14 protein-coding genes are annotated in these 16,047 nt (G+C 59.1%); 2 read left to right on the top strand and 12 right to left on the bottom strand.

The window, feature by feature from the left end; all coding sequences use genetic code 11:
- Window positions 1–302: 302 nt before the first annotated feature.
- From K6301_RS24135 to K6301_RS24085, 11 genes are all read right to left on the bottom strand, one after another.
- A complete protein-coding gene (locus K6301_RS24135; protein WP_247221368.1) occupies window positions 303–716 on the bottom strand; it encodes a type II toxin-antitoxin system VapC family toxin in 414 nt (137 codons plus the stop codon).
- Window positions 713–961: a type II toxin-antitoxin system VapB family antitoxin gene (locus tag K6301_RS24130; RefSeq protein ID WP_247221367.1), complete on the bottom strand. Its 249-nt coding sequence runs from the start codon at window positions 959–961 to the stop codon at window positions 713–715. Before K6301_RS24130 ends, K6301_RS24135 begins: the two co-directional genes overlap by 4 nt.
- 685 nt (window positions 962–1,646) lie before the next feature.
- Window positions 1,647–2,387 (bottom strand): amino acid ABC transporter ATP-binding protein, encoded by a 741-nt coding sequence (locus tag K6301_RS24125; protein WP_281505890.1) that lies wholly within the window; start codon window positions 2,385–2,387, stop codon window positions 1,647–1,649.
- Window positions 2,384–3,358 carry an amino acid ABC transporter permease gene (locus tag K6301_RS24120; protein WP_247221366.1) on the bottom strand — a complete coding sequence of 325 codons (975 nt, stop codon included), beginning with the start codon at window positions 3,356–3,358 and terminating at the stop codon, window positions 2,384–2,386. The genes K6301_RS24125 and K6301_RS24120 overlap by 4 nt, the downstream gene beginning before the upstream one ends.
- 62 nt (window positions 3,359–3,420) lie before the next feature.
- Window positions 3,421–4,254, bottom strand: a complete 834-nt coding sequence (locus K6301_RS24115; RefSeq protein WP_247221365.1) for a transporter substrate-binding domain-containing protein — start codon at window positions 4,252–4,254, stop codon at window positions 3,421–3,423.
- Between the two features lie 149 nt (window positions 4,255–4,403).
- The gene (locus tag K6301_RS24110) at window positions 4,404–4,793 is read right to left on the bottom strand and encodes a carboxymuconolactone decarboxylase family protein (RefSeq protein WP_247221363.1); all 390 of its coding nucleotides are present in this window, start codon (window positions 4,791–4,793) and stop codon (window positions 4,404–4,406) included.
- Window positions 4,786–5,598, bottom strand: a complete 813-nt coding sequence (locus K6301_RS24105; RefSeq protein ID WP_247221362.1) for an alpha/beta fold hydrolase — start codon at window positions 5,596–5,598, stop codon at window positions 4,786–4,788. The genes K6301_RS24110 and K6301_RS24105 overlap by 8 nt, the downstream gene beginning before the upstream one ends.
- Window positions 5,599–5,600: 2 nt before the next feature.
- On the bottom strand, window positions 5,601–6,677 hold the full coding sequence (locus K6301_RS24100; RefSeq protein WP_247221361.1) for an LLM class flavin-dependent oxidoreductase: 1,077 nt from the start codon (window positions 6,675–6,677) through the stop codon (window positions 5,601–5,603).
- A gap of 21 nt (window positions 6,678–6,698) precedes the next feature.
- Window positions 6,699–8,213: an aldehyde dehydrogenase gene (locus K6301_RS24095; protein ID WP_247221360.1), complete on the bottom strand. Its 1,515-nt coding sequence runs from the start codon at window positions 8,211–8,213 to the stop codon at window positions 6,699–6,701.
- Window positions 8,214–8,217: 4 nt separating this feature from the next.
- Window positions 8,218–9,207 (bottom strand): flavin reductase, encoded by a 990-nt coding sequence (locus K6301_RS24090; protein WP_247221359.1) that lies wholly within the window; start codon window positions 9,205–9,207, stop codon window positions 8,218–8,220.
- Window positions 9,208–9,327: 120 nt separating this feature from the next.
- Window positions 9,328–11,136 carry a helix-turn-helix domain-containing protein gene (locus K6301_RS24085; RefSeq protein ID WP_247221358.1) on the bottom strand — a complete coding sequence of 603 codons (1,809 nt, stop codon included), beginning with the start codon at window positions 11,134–11,136 and terminating at the stop codon, window positions 9,328–9,330.
- 163 nt (window positions 11,137–11,299) lie between these two features.
- Between K6301_RS24085 and K6301_RS24080 the strand changes: the two genes are divergently transcribed.
- Both K6301_RS24080 and K6301_RS24075 read left to right on the top strand, forming a co-directional pair.
- Window positions 11,300–11,902, top strand: coding sequence for an amino acid synthesis family protein (locus K6301_RS24080; protein WP_247221357.1), 603 nt, complete (start codon window positions 11,300–11,302; stop codon window positions 11,900–11,902).
- 2,548 nt (window positions 11,903–14,450) lie between these two features.
- Complete coding sequence (locus tag K6301_RS24075; protein WP_247221356.1) at window positions 14,451–14,681, top strand: BrnA antitoxin family protein; 231 nt, start codon at window positions 14,451–14,453, stop codon at window positions 14,679–14,681.
- A gap of 311 nt (window positions 14,682–14,992) precedes the next feature.
- Here the strand turns inward: K6301_RS24075 and K6301_RS24070 are convergent, their stop codons facing one another.
- Complete coding sequence (locus tag K6301_RS24070) at window positions 14,993–16,015, bottom strand: serine hydrolase domain-containing protein (RefSeq protein ID WP_247221354.1); 1,023 nt, start codon at window positions 16,013–16,015, stop codon at window positions 14,993–14,995.
- Between the last annotated feature and the right edge of the window lie 32 nt (window positions 16,016–16,047).

Genomic DNA, 16,047 nt, shown 5'->3' with positions numbered 1-16,047 from the left:
ACATGCCGACGCGATCTCTCCAGCCGAGGCGCTCAATGCCTGGCTGGGGGCGGCGCTCGATCCGCAGTCGGTCAATGCGCTTCGAGAGAATCACGCGGGGATGGCAGGACCGAACGCAGGGGCTTCTCAGCACACGGTTGTGAGGTACGGTTACCTGACAGAAGCGGGCCAACCCTAGTATGCGGCTTCCGGGAGCCATGGAGCAGTAGAGAAATCCTCCTTCCCAACAGGTGTCAAGCTACTAGAAAACAACGCGACGAAGCGGAAGAGCGGCCCGTTTGTTATAGGCCCCGATCCCTTTTTCAGAATTCCCAAGGCGAAATCAGCTCGAGTCCGATTGTCTCGAAATCCTTGAGGTTTCGTGTGGCCAAACGACCACCATTGATCCTCGCGATCGCAGCGATCATTCCGTCTGGAGCCGACATCCCCCTCCCCTGCCGAGAAGCGTCGCCCATGATGTCGCCGTAGGCCAGCGCGGCTTCCTCCGTGAAGGCGAACATCCTGTCGGAGAACCGGCGACGCCAGCTCGCCAGCCCCTCCTCCAAGCGGTCGGCGCGCTGATCAGGCCTGATCTTCTGAATCCCGAAGGCGATCTCGGCGACTGCGACCGTTGGCAATGCCAACTCCGCGTCGTGGCGAACCAGCCATGCGATGACGGCGCTATCCGGAGCTTTCTTCAATGTCTCCGACACGACATTCGTATCGAGAAAGATCAAAGATCAACACCTTTGTGCGCAAGCCGGTTTTCATCGATGACGCTATCGAGATCGATGTCCGTACCCGACTGCGAAGACAGGCGGCGATAGAAATCCGCAGCAAGCTCACGTCCGGCTTCACGGGCCTCATAAGTTTCGAGCGCACGCTCAACTATGTCGGCAATCGTGCGATTTTCGCGTCGGGCGAGCTTGTGGGCCAGGTCTCGCGCTTTTGAACTGCGGACGGATAGTTGCGGTGTTACCATGAAGCGGTTCCTTTCTGTGCAGGAATATAACTCCGAAAGGAGAAGCCATCAAGGTGGCATCTGCCATCTTGATGGCTACAAAACGTCGTCTCCCCGCCAATCGAGGGTGCGATCTGTCAGGGACCGCCGAGATTGCCGGTCGCGCATTTTGCTATAGCAGCGAATGCCCATCCCACTTAATTGGCCAATCCCATCGGAGGTGTCCAGCGCATTCGTGCAGATACAAATGGCTGTCGCGCATCTGGCCGTAACTCATCGCGCTTTGGCTACCGGGTTTCATGGGCAATTTGCTACTGAGCGAAATTACCACCGTAATCGGGCGTGGAGCTAAATGCCACGCGCCAATGGATTGCTTGCGCCGCACCCCCCTGTCATTCAGGGGCGGGAGGTGCGCAAAAAAGATCTTCGCACGCACTTCGATTTCACAACCACCGGCCGGTTGCCCGTTCTTGCTATAGAGACTGAACGTGTCGTGCGAACTGAAATGCGGCCAACGAACCTGAAACCGACTCGTTCACATCGACAGTGATCGTCATGGTCAGCATTCGGCAGAGGGCAAAATGTACTAGAAGAACGAAGCCGCTGGCTCCACGAAGTCAGTACGCCGGCCGGACGTACCGTCCCGCCCAGCGCTACGTTATAAGGCTGATACCGAGCGCGGGTTTCCACAGATCAGTCCGCTCGTTCAATGCTTTAGAATTTGGCTAAGAAAGAGTCTTGTTCGCTCATGTTGAGGGTTAGAGAAGAAGTCCTTGGGCTTGCCCTGCTCGACGATCTGGCCTGCATTCATGAAAATCACCCGGTCGGCGACGGCGCGAGCGAAGGCCATCTCGTGGGTAACGCAGACCATGGTCATGCCTTCCCGTGCCAAACTTGTCATTGTTTCCAGCACTTCGGATACCATTTCCGGATCGAGTGCGGATGTCGGCTCGTCGAACAGCATTACAGCTGGCTGCATGCAGAGCGAGCGGGCGATAGCGACGCGCTGCTGCTGGCCACCGGAGAGCTGAACGGGATACTTGTCCGCCTGCTCGGGAATGCGCACGCGCTCCAGGAATTGTAGCGCGGTCTTGCGGGCATCTGCCTGCGAGATGCCCTTGATCCACATCGGCCCGACCATGCAGTTCATCAGCACGGTCATGTGCGGAAAGAGGTTGAAGTGCTGGAAAACCATGCCGACGTTCTTGCGGACTTCGCCAACATTGCGCATCTTATCGTGCAGGCGGATGCCGTTGACGACGATGTCGCCTTCCTGATGCGCTTCCAGCCGGTTGAAGCAGCGGATCAGCGTCGATTTTCCCGATCCAGAAGGGCCGCAGATGACGATGCGCTCACCTTTTTCGACCGTCAAGTTCACATCGGTCAGCACCCGGAACGCGCCGTACCACTTGGAGACGTTGCGGACATCGATGATTTTTTGGCTCATCGGACTTTGCTCCTCGCGTAATGGCGCTCGATGCGTGACTGGATAAGTTCGAGGCAGATCGAAACGCCCCAATAGAGCATCGCGGCGGAGATCAGCATTTCCATGTGCTGGAACGACTTCTGGCCAAGCGTGCGCGCGAGGAACATAAGTTCCCAGACGCCAATGACCGAGACGAGCGAACTATCCTTCAGCATCGAGATAAACTGGTTTCCGGTCGGCGGGATGATGACAGGGAGCGCCTGCGGCAGGATTATCTTGCGCATAGTGATCCCGAAACCGAACCCGATTGAACGCGAGGCCTCCCACTGGCCGCGGTCGATGCTCTGGATGCCGGAGCGGAAAATCTCCGTCATGTACGCGCCGTAGCAAAGCGACAGCGCGAGAATGCCGGCCGGTACCGCATCAATGATGAAGCCAAGCTGCGGCAGGCCGAGATAGATGAGGTAGACCTGCATCAAGAGCGGCAGACCACGGAAGAACGAGGTGTAAAAGCTTGCGATCGCATAGGCGAACCCGTTTGTGGACAGCTTTGCTACGGCACCGAGGATGGCGATGGCGGACGCGATGACGATTGAAATCGCCGAAACGTAGATCGTTGTGAAGAGCCCCTGCGTTACGAGGAATGGCAGTTTCTCGGCCATGAATGGCAGGCTGAGATTGAACGTCTTGAAGAAGGCAAGAAACAGCAGCAGCAGTTCAAGCCAGACAATGGTGATCTGCACGCGCAGCGACGCGAAGCCGATTAGGACGACGTTCAGGCAGAACAGGACCGCAATGACGAAGGCGATGGCAAAGCGGCCGTAGAGGCCGCTTTCCAAAGGCTCGCCGATCACCGGGCGCATCAGCTCGCCCATCGACGTCCCCGAGAGATCGAAGGCGAGGAACAGGGCGAAGACCGCCCCAAAAATCACCAGAACGAACCACGGCTTGTGGACTAGGACTTCGGACTCGACGGTATCCGGGTAAAGCATCTCCGCTCCCTGAATGTAAGGCGCGGCCCGGCATTGCGGGCGCGCGCGAACGGATAGGTCTTTTACTGCGTCACCGTGTAGTCGACACCGTACCACTTGACCGACAGCTTGCTCAGCGTGCCATCGGCGCGCATCGCATCCACTGCCTCGGCGATCTTCTCGGTCAGCTCCTTGTCACCATGTTCGACAGCAACAGCAAGAGGCTCGAAGAAAACCGGCTTGCCGAGCTGCTTGATCGGGTAACCGGCCTTCTCAGCATCGAGAATGCTCGGCAGCGTCGAGACGACGGCGTCAAGGCGCGTTCCATCGCCCAGACGCAGGTCGTCGAAAGCGGTGGTGGAGTTAGCGTAAGATTTCACCTCACCCGCCTTGAATTCATAGGTGAAAGGCGGTGCGCCGGCGGCATCCAGCGTCAGGTCCTGGTTAGCATAGGCCTCGAAAGTCGACGTTGCCGTTACACCGACGACCTTGCCGTCGAGATCGGAAACCTTCTCTGCCTTGCTGTCCTTGTGCACGGCTACAGCTGCGGGCGTGTAATAATAGACCGCCGGGAAATCAAAGATTTCGGCGCGCGCCTTCGTCGGCGTCATCGACCCCACATGCATATCCCAGCGGCCCTGCCACTTGCCGGCCGTGATGATGTCCCAGCCAGGGGTCACAAATTCGACGGAGACGCCGAGGTGCTTGCCGATCTCCTTGGCGACGTCAATGTCGAAACCGTCCATCTCGTTCTTGTCATTGACGAAGGACTGCGGTGCCCAGTTGGCATCGGTCGCAACTTTCAGGGTCTTGGCGGCGAGCACTCGGTCCAGAACGGCGCCGGCCTGTGCCGGAACGGCGGCGAGCGAAAGGGAGAGAGAGGCGACGAGCGCCGCGAGTGTAGATGTCTTCACCATATGTTTGTTCCCTCTGTCAATTTTCGATTCTATCGACGGCGCGGGTTCCTCTCCCTGCCGATGGTAGACATGTTGGGATTTATCGCCCTTTCCGTCTTCCGGCGTTCCCAAGCAGGACGTGGCCCCTGGCTTCATCGAAATGACGGAAATCAAGTCCTGTCCTTCCCGTCCATTTCCCCGCGAACGGCGCGGGCGACCCGAAACGCCTCAACGCCTGCCGGTACGCCGCAGTAAATCGCAATTTGGATGAGCGCTGCCTGTAGTTCCCTGTCCGACAGGCCGTTGTGGATGGCGCCGCGAAAATGGATGCCGAACTCATGCATGCGGTTGCTGGCGGCGAGCATGCCGAGATTCAGGAGGCTGCGCTGTTTGAGATCGAGGCCATCGTTCGTCCACGCCAGACCCCAGCAATATTCGTTGAGCAGGTCCTGCAACGGTGCGGAAAAGGCATCCGCGCCCGCCTTGGCCTTGTCCACATATTCATCGCCGAGCACGCGCCGCCGCATAATTTCTCCGTCTTTGCGCAAAGTCTTATCCATAGGCCGCCTTTGTGTTCAACACGAAATCGTTGATGGTTTTTGCAACGACGTCCGGCGCCTCGATGAGGATGGAATGGCGCAAACCCGGAAAGAGGGCGAGCTGCGAGCCTGGGATGCGGTCGTGCATGTAGCGGGCCATGCGCGGGTTGGAGCCGACATCCTCCTCGCCGGTGGCGATCAAGGTCGGGCAGCGGATTTGGTCGAGGAAGCCGCCGAAATCCGTCTCGGCCAGCACTCTATAGGCGGCCGCGTAGCAGGCCGGATCGTTCTCCGCGTCGCGCGCCCGCAGCCAAGCGATTACGTCGGGGTGTTTTTCCTGAAACGGTTCTGTCAGCCAGCGCGAGAGCGACGCCGTGTGATGGTCCGCCGGCGTTCCGGTTTGAAGCGCCGCGAGGCGAGCCAGAACGCCTTCCCGCTCCTCGAGCGTACGGCCCGCAACCGTTGACAGCAAAACGAGACGGCGCAAACGCGGCAGATGTGTCAGCGCGAGGCGCTGGGCGATTAGTCCGCCCAGGGAAAAGCCCGCAAGATTGAAGGTCGAAAATCCCGCCTTGTCGGCAAGCGCCAACGTTTCGGTCACAAAGTCGTCGATCTCGTAGCGTCCGTTGACACGGCTCGACTTGCCGTGACCGCGCAGATCGAATGTGAGGATCGTGAAGCGGTCCTTCAACCGCTCCACCACGCCGGACCATGCTTCCAGATAGGAGCCGACACCGTGGATGCAGACGAGAGGCTCACCGCCATCGCCATCGATGCGATAGTTGAGCGTAACCTCGCCGACCGTGTGCTCTCGTGCTTCTGCCATAATCAGCCCCCCGCGGCAGCCCGTTTCCGGTGGTTTTCGCGCGCCGCAAAGAACGGCATGACCTCCTTCACAAAAAGCTCGATCGTACGCTTTTGCAATTCGAAGGGCAGGTTGAAGGTGAGGCCGAGGCAATATTGGTCGACACCCGCAGCTTCGAAGACAAGCAGCTTCTCGATCACCTCGTCGGGTGTCCCGAACATGAGGTTCTTGCGGATATTCTCCGGATTGTAGTTATCCTTACCCTTGACCGCCTCATACGGCACCGCCTCCGGAAAGCCGTTTTGCACCGTCCCGACATTCTGCATCAGGTTCTCGAAGGCCCGACCATAATCCATGCTATGTTGCACGGCCTTTTCCCAGCCGTCCGGCCGGTCGTAGACGCATGTGCGCCGTTGCATCATGAAGCGTGGGCGTGGCACCTCCGGGTGGTCGGCCACCGCTTTATGGAATTTGTCGGAAAGGATCTGGATTTCTGCGGCTGGTGCCGAGAGAGGCGTCGACAGGATGCTGGCACCATTGGCGATCGCCCAGTCAAAGGTTCCAGGATCGCGCGCGGCGACCCAGATGCGCGGATGCGGTTGCTGCAAGGGTTTCGGCACGGAGGTGGCTAGAGGGAACTTCCAATAGTGCCCATCATGGGCGTAATCGCCTTCCCAGAGCTTCCTCACCGCCGGCACGATCTCTTTCATATAGGCGACGCCCTCCTGCTGCGGCATGCCGCCTGCCATCCGGTCAAACTCGTATTGGTAGGAGCCACGCGCGATGCCGAATTCCAACCTGCCGTTCGTAAGGTGGTCGCAAAGCGCCGACTCGCCAGCCAGCCGGATTGGGTCCCAGTAGGGCGCCACCAGCGTCGAGGTGCCGAGCCGCAGGTGCTCGGTATGCTGCGCCAGCCAGACAAGCGTCTGGAACGGATTCGGCGAAATCGTACATTCGATCGTGTGATGCTCGGCGGTCCATAGCATCTCGAAGCCGCCCTCGTCCGCCATGCGGGCCAGCGTCAGCAGGTTGTTCTTCACCGTCGCCATCGGCACCTCAGGCGAGAAGCGTTCCATCGTGAGCGAGACTGCGAACTTCATGGTTCTGCCTTTCGATAGTTATTACTTGAGGCGAATGACGAAGGGGTCCTGCATCGCGCCGGAATAGTCGATGATCACGTTCTTTAGGCGCGAGAATTCATGCATCACCTCGAAACCGCCGCGCCGGCCGTAGCCGCTTTCCTTGAAGCCGCCATTCGCCGACATGAAGGAGGCAGAGCGATATGTGTTGACCCAGACGGTGCCCGCCTCGATCCCGCTAGCAAAACGCAGCGCGCGGTCGATATCCTTCGTCCAGATGCCCGAGGCGAGGCCGTAGCGCGTGTCGTTGGCGAGCCGGATCATCTCCGCCTCGTCGTGGAAGGGCATGACCCCGACCACCGGGCCGAACAGCTCGTCGCGCATGAAGGTCATGTCATTATCGGCATCGACCATGACGGTCGGTTCAAAATACCATCCGCCCGGCGCTAGTCCGTCCTCCTGCGGCCGCCGTCCGCCAGCGGCGATCTTCGCGCCCTCTTCAACGCCGGATGCGACGTAGGATTCGACCTTGGAAAGTTGGTCGGCGAGCGCGAGCGGGCCGATATCTGTGTCGTCAGCGGTGGGAAGACCCACGCGAATGCGCTGGGTGCGGGCGACCAGCGCCTCGATGAACCTGTCGTATACTCTGGCCTCGACGAAGCAACGCGAACCGGCGACACAGGTCTGCCCCGCAGCGGCAAAGACGCCAGAGACGACGCCGTTCACCGCATGATCGATGTCAACATCGCCGAAGACGACATGGGGCGACTTGCCGCCCAATTCCATCGAGCATGGCACAAGGTTCTGCGCGGCATTGCCAGCGATGCGGCGGCCGGTCGCGGTGCTGCCTGTGAAGACATATTTCGCGACGCCCGGATGGCGGGTCAGGGCCTCGCCGGCGCTCTTGCCGGTGCCCGTCACCACATTGACGACGCCAGCAGGAAAACCTGCCTCGTGGATGAGTTCGGCCAGCGCCAGCGTCGAGGCCGTCGCGTGTTCGGAAGGCTTGATGACGATGGTGTTGCCGATCGCAAGGCAGGGCGCCAGCGTTCCGGTCAGCAGCATCAGCGGCGAATTCCACGGCGTGATCATGCCGATGACGCCGAGCGGCTCGCGCAGGTTGATGTTCAGCGTGTCGAGGCGGTTGATCGGGATCGTGTCGCCCTGCAACTTGTCGGCCATGCCGGCGAAGTAGTGGTAGCTGTCCGGCATAGCGCGCATCTGCGCCCGCGTTTCCTTGAGAAGCTTGCCGTTGTCGCGCGTCTCGATCTCGGCAAGCGCATCCGCATTGGCCCGCACCAATTCGGCGAGACGGCGCACCAGCGCACCGCGATCGGTCTGCGTCATGCGCCGCCATTCGGGATTGCGGAAGGCGGCACTGGCAGCGGCGACGGCCGCCTCGACATCGTCCGCATCTGCCTCGGCAAATTCATACCAGGTCGCGCCCGTCGTCGGATCGAAACTCTGGATGTAGTTGCCGTTCTTCGGGGCCACGAACCGGCCGTCGATGAACAGCAGCTGGCGGGAGCCCTCGATGGAGCTGACTGTCGTCTTCATGTCATTATCCTTGGTCTTGGGAGGCCTGGAGCCAGGCGCGGGCTTCGCCGTCGATCATCGCGACGCGGCCGCCGTCGTCGGAATCCATGTAGATGCCGAAGCGGCCCGCCAGCCGCTCGCGCCCGTAGCGCCGCAGCATGGAGCGTAGTTCATGGGTCGCGATCGTGTCGTAGGGCAAGTCATCGATTGGGAAAAAGCGAAGATCCGCGGGAAGACTGCTCGCAGCCCCCTCACCCGCTAGACGCGCACGGTATACGAGATAACCGGGATCGCTGTCGGCAACGTCGAAAACGGAATAAAGAAAGGTTTCCTCCGGCACAAGGCGCAGCGCATCGCCGCCGTCAAGGACCAGCTGGCTGTCCGCCTTTCGCCGGCGCGCCGACGGCAACACCCAGCCACCCTTACCATCCGAGCGCAAGAGCAAGCTGTCGCCTGCCTCAATGAGGTAGCCGATAATCATGCCATGAGAGGCGAGCCATCCGGTTGGCAAGGGGTCCTTCACGCTGGCATAACGGCCGCGGCAAAAGCCGAGCGGCGCAGAGGGGCTCGTACCGAAGGCACGCACCTGGCCTATCAAAATCGCATGGTCGCCAGCATCCACCGCGCTGTGAAGGCTGCAATCGAACCAAGTTAGGCTATCCGTCAAAACCGGCGCGCCCGTGTGGACCCGGTCGTGATTGACCGACTGAAACTTGTCCTGTGCCTTCGACGCGAACGTGGCTGATACGTCGACCTGTCCCTCATGCAGGATGTTGACTGCAAAACAGTTGGCCGCCTTGAAGACCGCATAACTGGACGCTGACTTTGCGACGCAGACGAGAAGGAGCGGCGGATCGAGCGACACAGAGGTGAAGGAGTTTGCGGTCATGCCGCGCGGCGTGCCTTCAACATCGAGCGTGGTGATGACGGTTACCCCGGTAACGAAGGTGCCGAAGGCTCGACGCAACGCGATCGGGTCGATCGGTGCATCCTGCGCTGCCGCTTGCTCAACCATCACGACCTCCCATCCAGTTCATGAAAAGAAGCTATCGCCGACGGCCGGTTGCTTCTTCCTCCTAAGTAGAGGAGAGTGGCGAAGAGTTGTGCTGCGCTTTGAAGGAGGGCTCGAGAAAGGTCAGCGTTCGCGCACGGCGTGGTTTTCGATCACACCGTAGAGACGTAGAGCGAGCTCGACGGAAAAGCGTCTTTCCGATGTTTCGACATCGATGCCGAAGAGCTCCTGGATGCGTGAAAGCCGATAGCGCAGCGTCGTCACATGCAGGCCGAGGCGGTCGGCGCAGGCCTGGCCGCGGCAGCCTTCCTCAAGATAGGCCGACAGCGTTTCCAGATAGGGCGTGCTGTTCTCCCGGTCGTGTTCGGCAATGGCGCCGATGCTTTCGCGAACGAAACTGCGCACGTCGCCCACATCGGCGGCGGAAACGAGCATAGGCAGTGGCCCAAAATCCTGCGTGGAGAGCGCGCCTGTCAGTCCGAATGAGCGGCCGATACGGATCATCCGTTTGCAACGCTCCCATGCGGCGGGATAACCTTCCAGCCCGGCGCAGCGGTTTCCCGCGACGATGACCGGCGCCTCATCGAAATAGCGGCCAAGCTCCTCGGCCATGCGGCGCATGAGTTTTGTGATGCGCTCATCCTGCTGTCGCCCCGCCTCATACGGCACAAGGCAAACGACGCCGCCATCAATGGCGACGAGGCTGGCTTCCAGCGAAGCCTGCCGCAGGATGCGTGACAGGGTGTGCTCCACGTCGACGGAACCGCCGCCGAAAGCCTTCGCCTTCTCCGGAAAATCGATGACGATCATTTGCTGGGGCGCGGAAAAATCAAGCCCGAGACGCGTAGCGCGCTGGGTGATATCTCCTGCATCGCGCCAGCGTCGTTCAACGACCTCGAAAAACAGTTCGCTTTGTGTCCGGGTCTCGAAACGAAAGCGCAGGAAGGAACGCATCATCTGCACGCTGAGCGCAAACTTGGCGCTATCGAGCATGAGTTGGTCCAGCTCGCCCTCAGCGACTGCGCCGGGAAAGATAACGAGCGCGCCGACCAGCTGCCGATCGACCGTCAGGCCTTCGATGCGTGCGGAAGCACGTAGCCGCCGCGTGCCGTCATTTAGCAAGATTGTCGCCGTGTCGAGAGTGCCGCGCTCCACTGCATCGCGCGCTGCCTTGATAAGCGTGCGGGCGAAGACCGTTGGGGCCACGGCCTGCCACGCAATATCGTCAAAGTCTGCTATCAGCGGCGAGCGGCCGGCGATGATCTGGTTGACGGTGAAGTCGACGACGATCAGTGGGTTTGGAAGCAACCTGCCGACCATGGCGGCGAGCGAAGAGACCGAGCCGTCACTCAGCACATGTTCCAGCAGCGAGGTATGCGCCGTGAGCGCCCGGTCCAAGCGTTCAGAGGCGCGCTTCTCCGTCGCGAGACGGTGCTGCTTTTCCACCGCGATCGCGCCAAGATGAATGATCGTTCCGAGAAAGGCGAGGTCTTCTTCCGTGACCTCCGTTATGGTTCGGGCAATAACGCTCAGCACCATCGGCCGCCCCTCGGCGTCGGCGCAGTTCATCGGCATGACCAGAACGGTGCGATAGTCTCGCTCGAACGCCTCCTTGCGATAGCCTGGAAACTCTGCGCTTTCGCGCGCATCCCGCAGATAGACCGGCTCGTTTCGCTGCAGCGCTATTAGGGAGGGGCTGGTTGCCAGTTCCCAGCGGTCGGGCAGATCGCGCTGGATAAGCGTGGGATCATGCCGAACGATGACATGGGCGTATCCATGCGCGGCATCGATAGCCATGATAGAGCCGAGCGCCCAGTCCGCATGCCGGCAGGCCGCGACAATTAGGTGCTGGAGCACAGTTATCAAGTCGCCGCCGCTGTTGATCTGGCTGGCAACGTTGCGCAGCGATAGCATCCGTGATTTCTGGTCCAACCGGCCACGCGCTCCCATTTTGGAGGCAATAATGGGGTGCCACGCGCGAGAATTCTACTAGTTTTCGTAGAAGCGCTACTGGTTTGTTTCCTCTGGGCCATAGGAAGATCACGCGCCGCTGCACGCTAGGTTGGGAGACCTTTTAACATATGGCGGAAAAGACATGGCGCTCGGCATAAGAAAGATCTGCACCTTTCTTGAGGAAACTCACATTGAGGGCGGCAAGGACGCACCGCGTCCACTGAACATCATCGTGGTAGCCGCCGTTATCAAAAATCCATGGGCCGGCAAGGGCTTTATCGAGAACCTGCGGCCTGCCATCATCGAAATCACTGGGCCATTGAGCGAGGAGATGACCCGCCGGCTGCTGGCGCAAATGCCGGCCGAACAAATCGAGGCGTGCGGCAAGGCGGCCGCGGTCGGCGTTAACGGCGAAATCGAGCATGCCTCTGCGATGATCCACACGCTGCGTTTCGGCAATCCCTTTCGCCATGCAATTGGCGGCACGAATTATCTGGAATTTGCCAACACGCGCAACGCGCCCGGCGCATTGCTGTCCTTGCCTATGATGCACAAGAGCGAAAGTGGCAAGCGCTCCCATTTCCTCACCGCCAATTTCCAGATCGCCGATGCGCCACATCCCGACGAGATCGTAATTGCGATCGCCGCAGCCGACGGCGGTCGCCCGCACGCACGCATCGCCGACCGGTTCCAGGACATCGCAGAAATGGAAGCGGAAGCCGCAAATAGCGATGGTCCAAATTAGCAATGCCTATTCGATAACAACGTTCAAATCGGACGTCAGACGTCGCCCTGGAGCAAAATGAGTCCATGCACGCATGGATCGTCGAGTCTCAAAATCTTCCGTCCAGCGATTGTCGCTATTGAGGCGAAACAGGTACGTGTGTCGTCAGTCACCAAAAGATGATTGTCCGTAAGCGACGCTCATAGGGTAGGAGACCTGCTGTGTCACATGCCAAAAAGAATCCACGGTGGGATGCCAAGTGTTAGCAGCCCAGCAAGGACAAGGGCACCTGCGGTTATAAGAGTCCTGTCATTCTCGTTTGCGCCATTCATAACGGTCTCCCAGCCATTTTTGATTCGGCCGAATTCCCACCAAGCAGAAATGTTCCCGATCGGCTTGGTGAAACCAAAAACCCAAAAGCGGGGTCGGCTAGAGTGACGTTCGCTCGGAACTCCTGGATCAGGCCGGTAATGTGCGACAAGGCACCCTTGGCATCGGGGCTTCGCGCGACAGGGTAGATTCTGATTTCCGGTTTATACAATATCGGCTCACGCTTGATTGACCTCGAAGACCGCGCGAGAATCGAAGCCGCGAGCTCTCCGCTGTTTAATTTGACGTTTTCCGAGCCTCTGGCCGGTGAACCAGCAGGCTGCGCGCTGGCAGGAAGCCAGTACGAGCACCCAGCGTAGTAAAGTCTCGAATGCTGGTGCCGGCGACGCCATTCATGTTGAGGCCCCATGCCGGACCAGGTTGCCAACCTCGCTGTCATCGCGGCGGTCGCATGCGAGCGGAGCTTTCCGCGATCACCTGCTGGGGGTATTCAATTCATAGTCGAAGACGATCGATCGGAGGACATGGTGGATTCCTCGAACGCGGATATCCCAATCCACGAGCGGATGGCAGAATCCAGCACGCCCTCGAACGGCTTCATTCGCCGTATGCATCAATCCGGTGGAGTGGAGAAAGCCGCACGGCGTTCGTGGCCCGCAGCAACCTCCACGAAGGCTGGCAACGGCTGTTCACCAGAATTTAAAAAGCCTCGTCGCCAGCGGGGCCCATCGAAGGCCTCGGGAAGCGGCCGACGAGAACGTCGACGAAAAATGATCAGCCGGCTATTCTGTTGGGCCAAGTATCGTCATCGCAGCTTGCCTCTCCGCGCACTCCAATGGCACTCTGGAGTGGCAATTAATGCCCCTTTGTAGGTTGCCTCCGCGAGGCCGGTCTCTGAAGTGGTTCTCGCAGTCATACTTGGTGACTCTGGACAATACGCGGAGGCACTTCAGGCGTAGCGAACCACGCGAATTCGCTTCGGCACCTTGTTCTCCTCGACGTCCAACCAGCACTCGGAAGGCGATTGCACACTCGCTGCTAGAATCTGTTCCACGTCTAGACCAAACTCAAGCAGTTCAGACTTGGCCTTGTGAGGCAGTAATTTCATTAGGAAACGCAGTGGTGAGACAGGAAGATTAATTGTCTCGACACACCGTCCTTCCACGTACTTTTCAATGGTTACCGTACTCATTGCTAGACCTTTCTTTGGCTGTAGATTGCTATTATGTGAATAGAACGACCAGTGTGCCGGTATGCGTAATCGTCAACTGCGGTCTCGCCGTAAGTGCGATTTCAAAAACGATACCAAGCGAAAGCGGGATCTCGGGACTTCTGTGTATCCTTCCGCAGAAGGCCGTTTGGCAGTGGCCCCGCAACGAACTCATAACGACGAACAAGGGTTTGTGCGGCGCGCAAAACCATGGCCACGTGGGAGCCAACGTGCTTGTGAAGACGATGCGCGGACCTGTCACGGCTGAGGGACCGGTGGCGAGATACCGATGAGCTTCGTGGTGCCGTTCAGCGATGGGGAAAAGTGTAAGTGCGAGACGTCTTTTTGCATACTCGTCGATCCGCGAATTCAGCATTCGACGCGGCTTGATGATCCGCGGACTTGATGCTGGCTGTTGTTGGTCTCGGGCTCCCCTTCTCCGCCAGACTGACGTGGATCGCCGTAAACGCAGCGGATTTGTCACCGCCTTGTCAAGAAATGGTGAAGAGCATGTCAAAGTGGCGTCAGGAGCCTGCTGCTTCAATTCGGGGGATAACTCTTCTATTGTGCGGCCACTTCCCATTTCACAGGATTGCTGCGCGGCCGCGCTCAGTGGTTAGGGGCCAGTTGGGAAGATTACCCGGTCCCGATTGTTGGAGCCGAGTTTGCTATTTTCAGGTCATTGGAGAGAATTTATTAGTTTCGCATCGATCAAAGCACCAGACTGCAGAGTCGGAATGGTCGCGTCGTTAATCCTGCCACTCGAATCTTGCTGCTGCGGTATTCGCTCTCACGACCGGCCGCTCTATGACGGCACGCCCCAACCTGTCCAAGGCAGAGCAGGCTCCGGATCGGTCTGCCCAACTGCGGAATTTCGGTACTAGGTGGTATTCCTCTTTGCGATGTGCAATCTCTCTTTATTGCGTGCCCGAACAGTTTATCAGTCGCAACTACGTGCTTTTCGCTGGGCTGGAGACAAGAAATTGACGGGCTGTACTGTTCAAACCGATGACCGAAGAGGATATGACCATGGCAATACCCCGGCGACCGTCCAGTGCGAAAGATGCGGCCGAGGCCCTGTTCAAACCGGCAAGAAAGGCCGCAGCGCCGGCCGTTGAGCGGCCAGCCATCCCTAACACTAAAGAGCTTGTATCATTAAAAATCGACGCCGATGTTCTCGCCCATTTTCAGGCCGACGGGCCGGGCTGGCAAGAGCGCATCAACGATACCTTGCGTGCCGCAATGCATTTGCCCGTTTAAGCGCCTGAGCAAAAACCCGTTGTAACACAGCGAACCTAACGTTGGGAGCTGACTGCAATGGTCGCGATAACAGCTTCGTCCGCCCGCGAAAACCTGCTGGCACCGCTCGGGTACCGGAACGGACAAAAAATTCCGGACTTCAGATCGACGCCGGCCCGTGATTACGGCATCGGAATCGGCTGACGGCCATCGGGCGACACGGTACCGGTCGGCTCCAATCCGAACCGGGAAAGGATGTCTCCCTATGGCCAGCCGGGTTTTCCGAAACAAGCCGGAGCTGTCCGCAAGATATTTCAGATCTTTCTGGAGGGCTACCGCGATAACCCGAGCCACGAAAGCGCAGGGTGCTGACCTGGCATGATGCGTTCGACGATGCCGGGAACGATATTCAGTCCCAGGTCGCTGTTCATGAATGCTACGAAGGCGTTCCGCCCTGCAGGCGTCGCCAGAACGAAAGAAGTCATCCCTGGGTTCGCGCCCCAGTGGAAGAATGTCTTCACGTCTGGTTCCAAGCCCCAACCTAAGCCCCAGTACACTCCGGTCTCCGTGTCCGGCGGGGTGCTCTCCAACGCTTCAAACCGCCCATTTGGTGTTGGAACCTGTGGCTCCATCCATAGACGAGCCGCCCTCTCCGACAACAAAGCCCCGTCCATCGCTGCAACGACGAACTTTCCATAGTCTCCAGCTGTCGTGTGGAGGGAGAAGGCCGCGTTCGCCCGATCCGGTTTGAACTTGTCTTCAATGTTTCCCTCCCGATCGTGGCCGAAGGCGGCATTGTCATTGAAGCTGTCTCGCCAGATGAAGCTTGAGCTTCTCATCCCAAGCGGCTCGAAAACACGCCTCCGAACGATGACGTCGAGAGGATCGCCAGCCAGGCTTTCGAGAGCCGACTGAAGGTACACGAATCCCTCGCCGGAATAGCTGAACCGAGAGCCGGGAGGGAAATAGGTTCGCAGAGGAACATCGCTGTGACGCCAGTTTGGTAGTCCGGTGGTATGGGAGAGGACATGCCGCGCTGTGATGGTTGCCGAAGCGGGATCGAGAGGCACCAGTGGGCCAGCAAGTCGGGATAGCGGCTCATCCAGGTCAAGCTTGCCATCATCCGCGAGTTGGAGCGCAACGTGTGCGACGACCGGTTTGCTCAGGGACGCGGCTTCGAAAACGGTGGCGCTGTTAACTAGCGCGCCCGTCTCTATACTTCGAACTCCAAAGGCGCGAATCTCCTCCGATCCGCCTTCGGCAATGAAAATCGACAGGCCCGGTACGCTAGCGGACTTCATCAACTCCGAAATGTGAGTATCGAGAATTTTCTTCTTTGATCTCAAATTGCGCATACTCCTTGTCGCGAAATCCCGCAGTCGGTTTA

Origin of the sequence: Shinella oryzae (genome assembly GCF_023038235.1) — a bacterium.
GTDB lineage: Bacteria > Pseudomonadota > Alphaproteobacteria > Rhizobiales > Rhizobiaceae > Shinella > Shinella sumterensis.
Note: the sequence above shows the minus strand (reverse complement) of the source record. Positions and strands in the feature narration are given on the sequence as shown.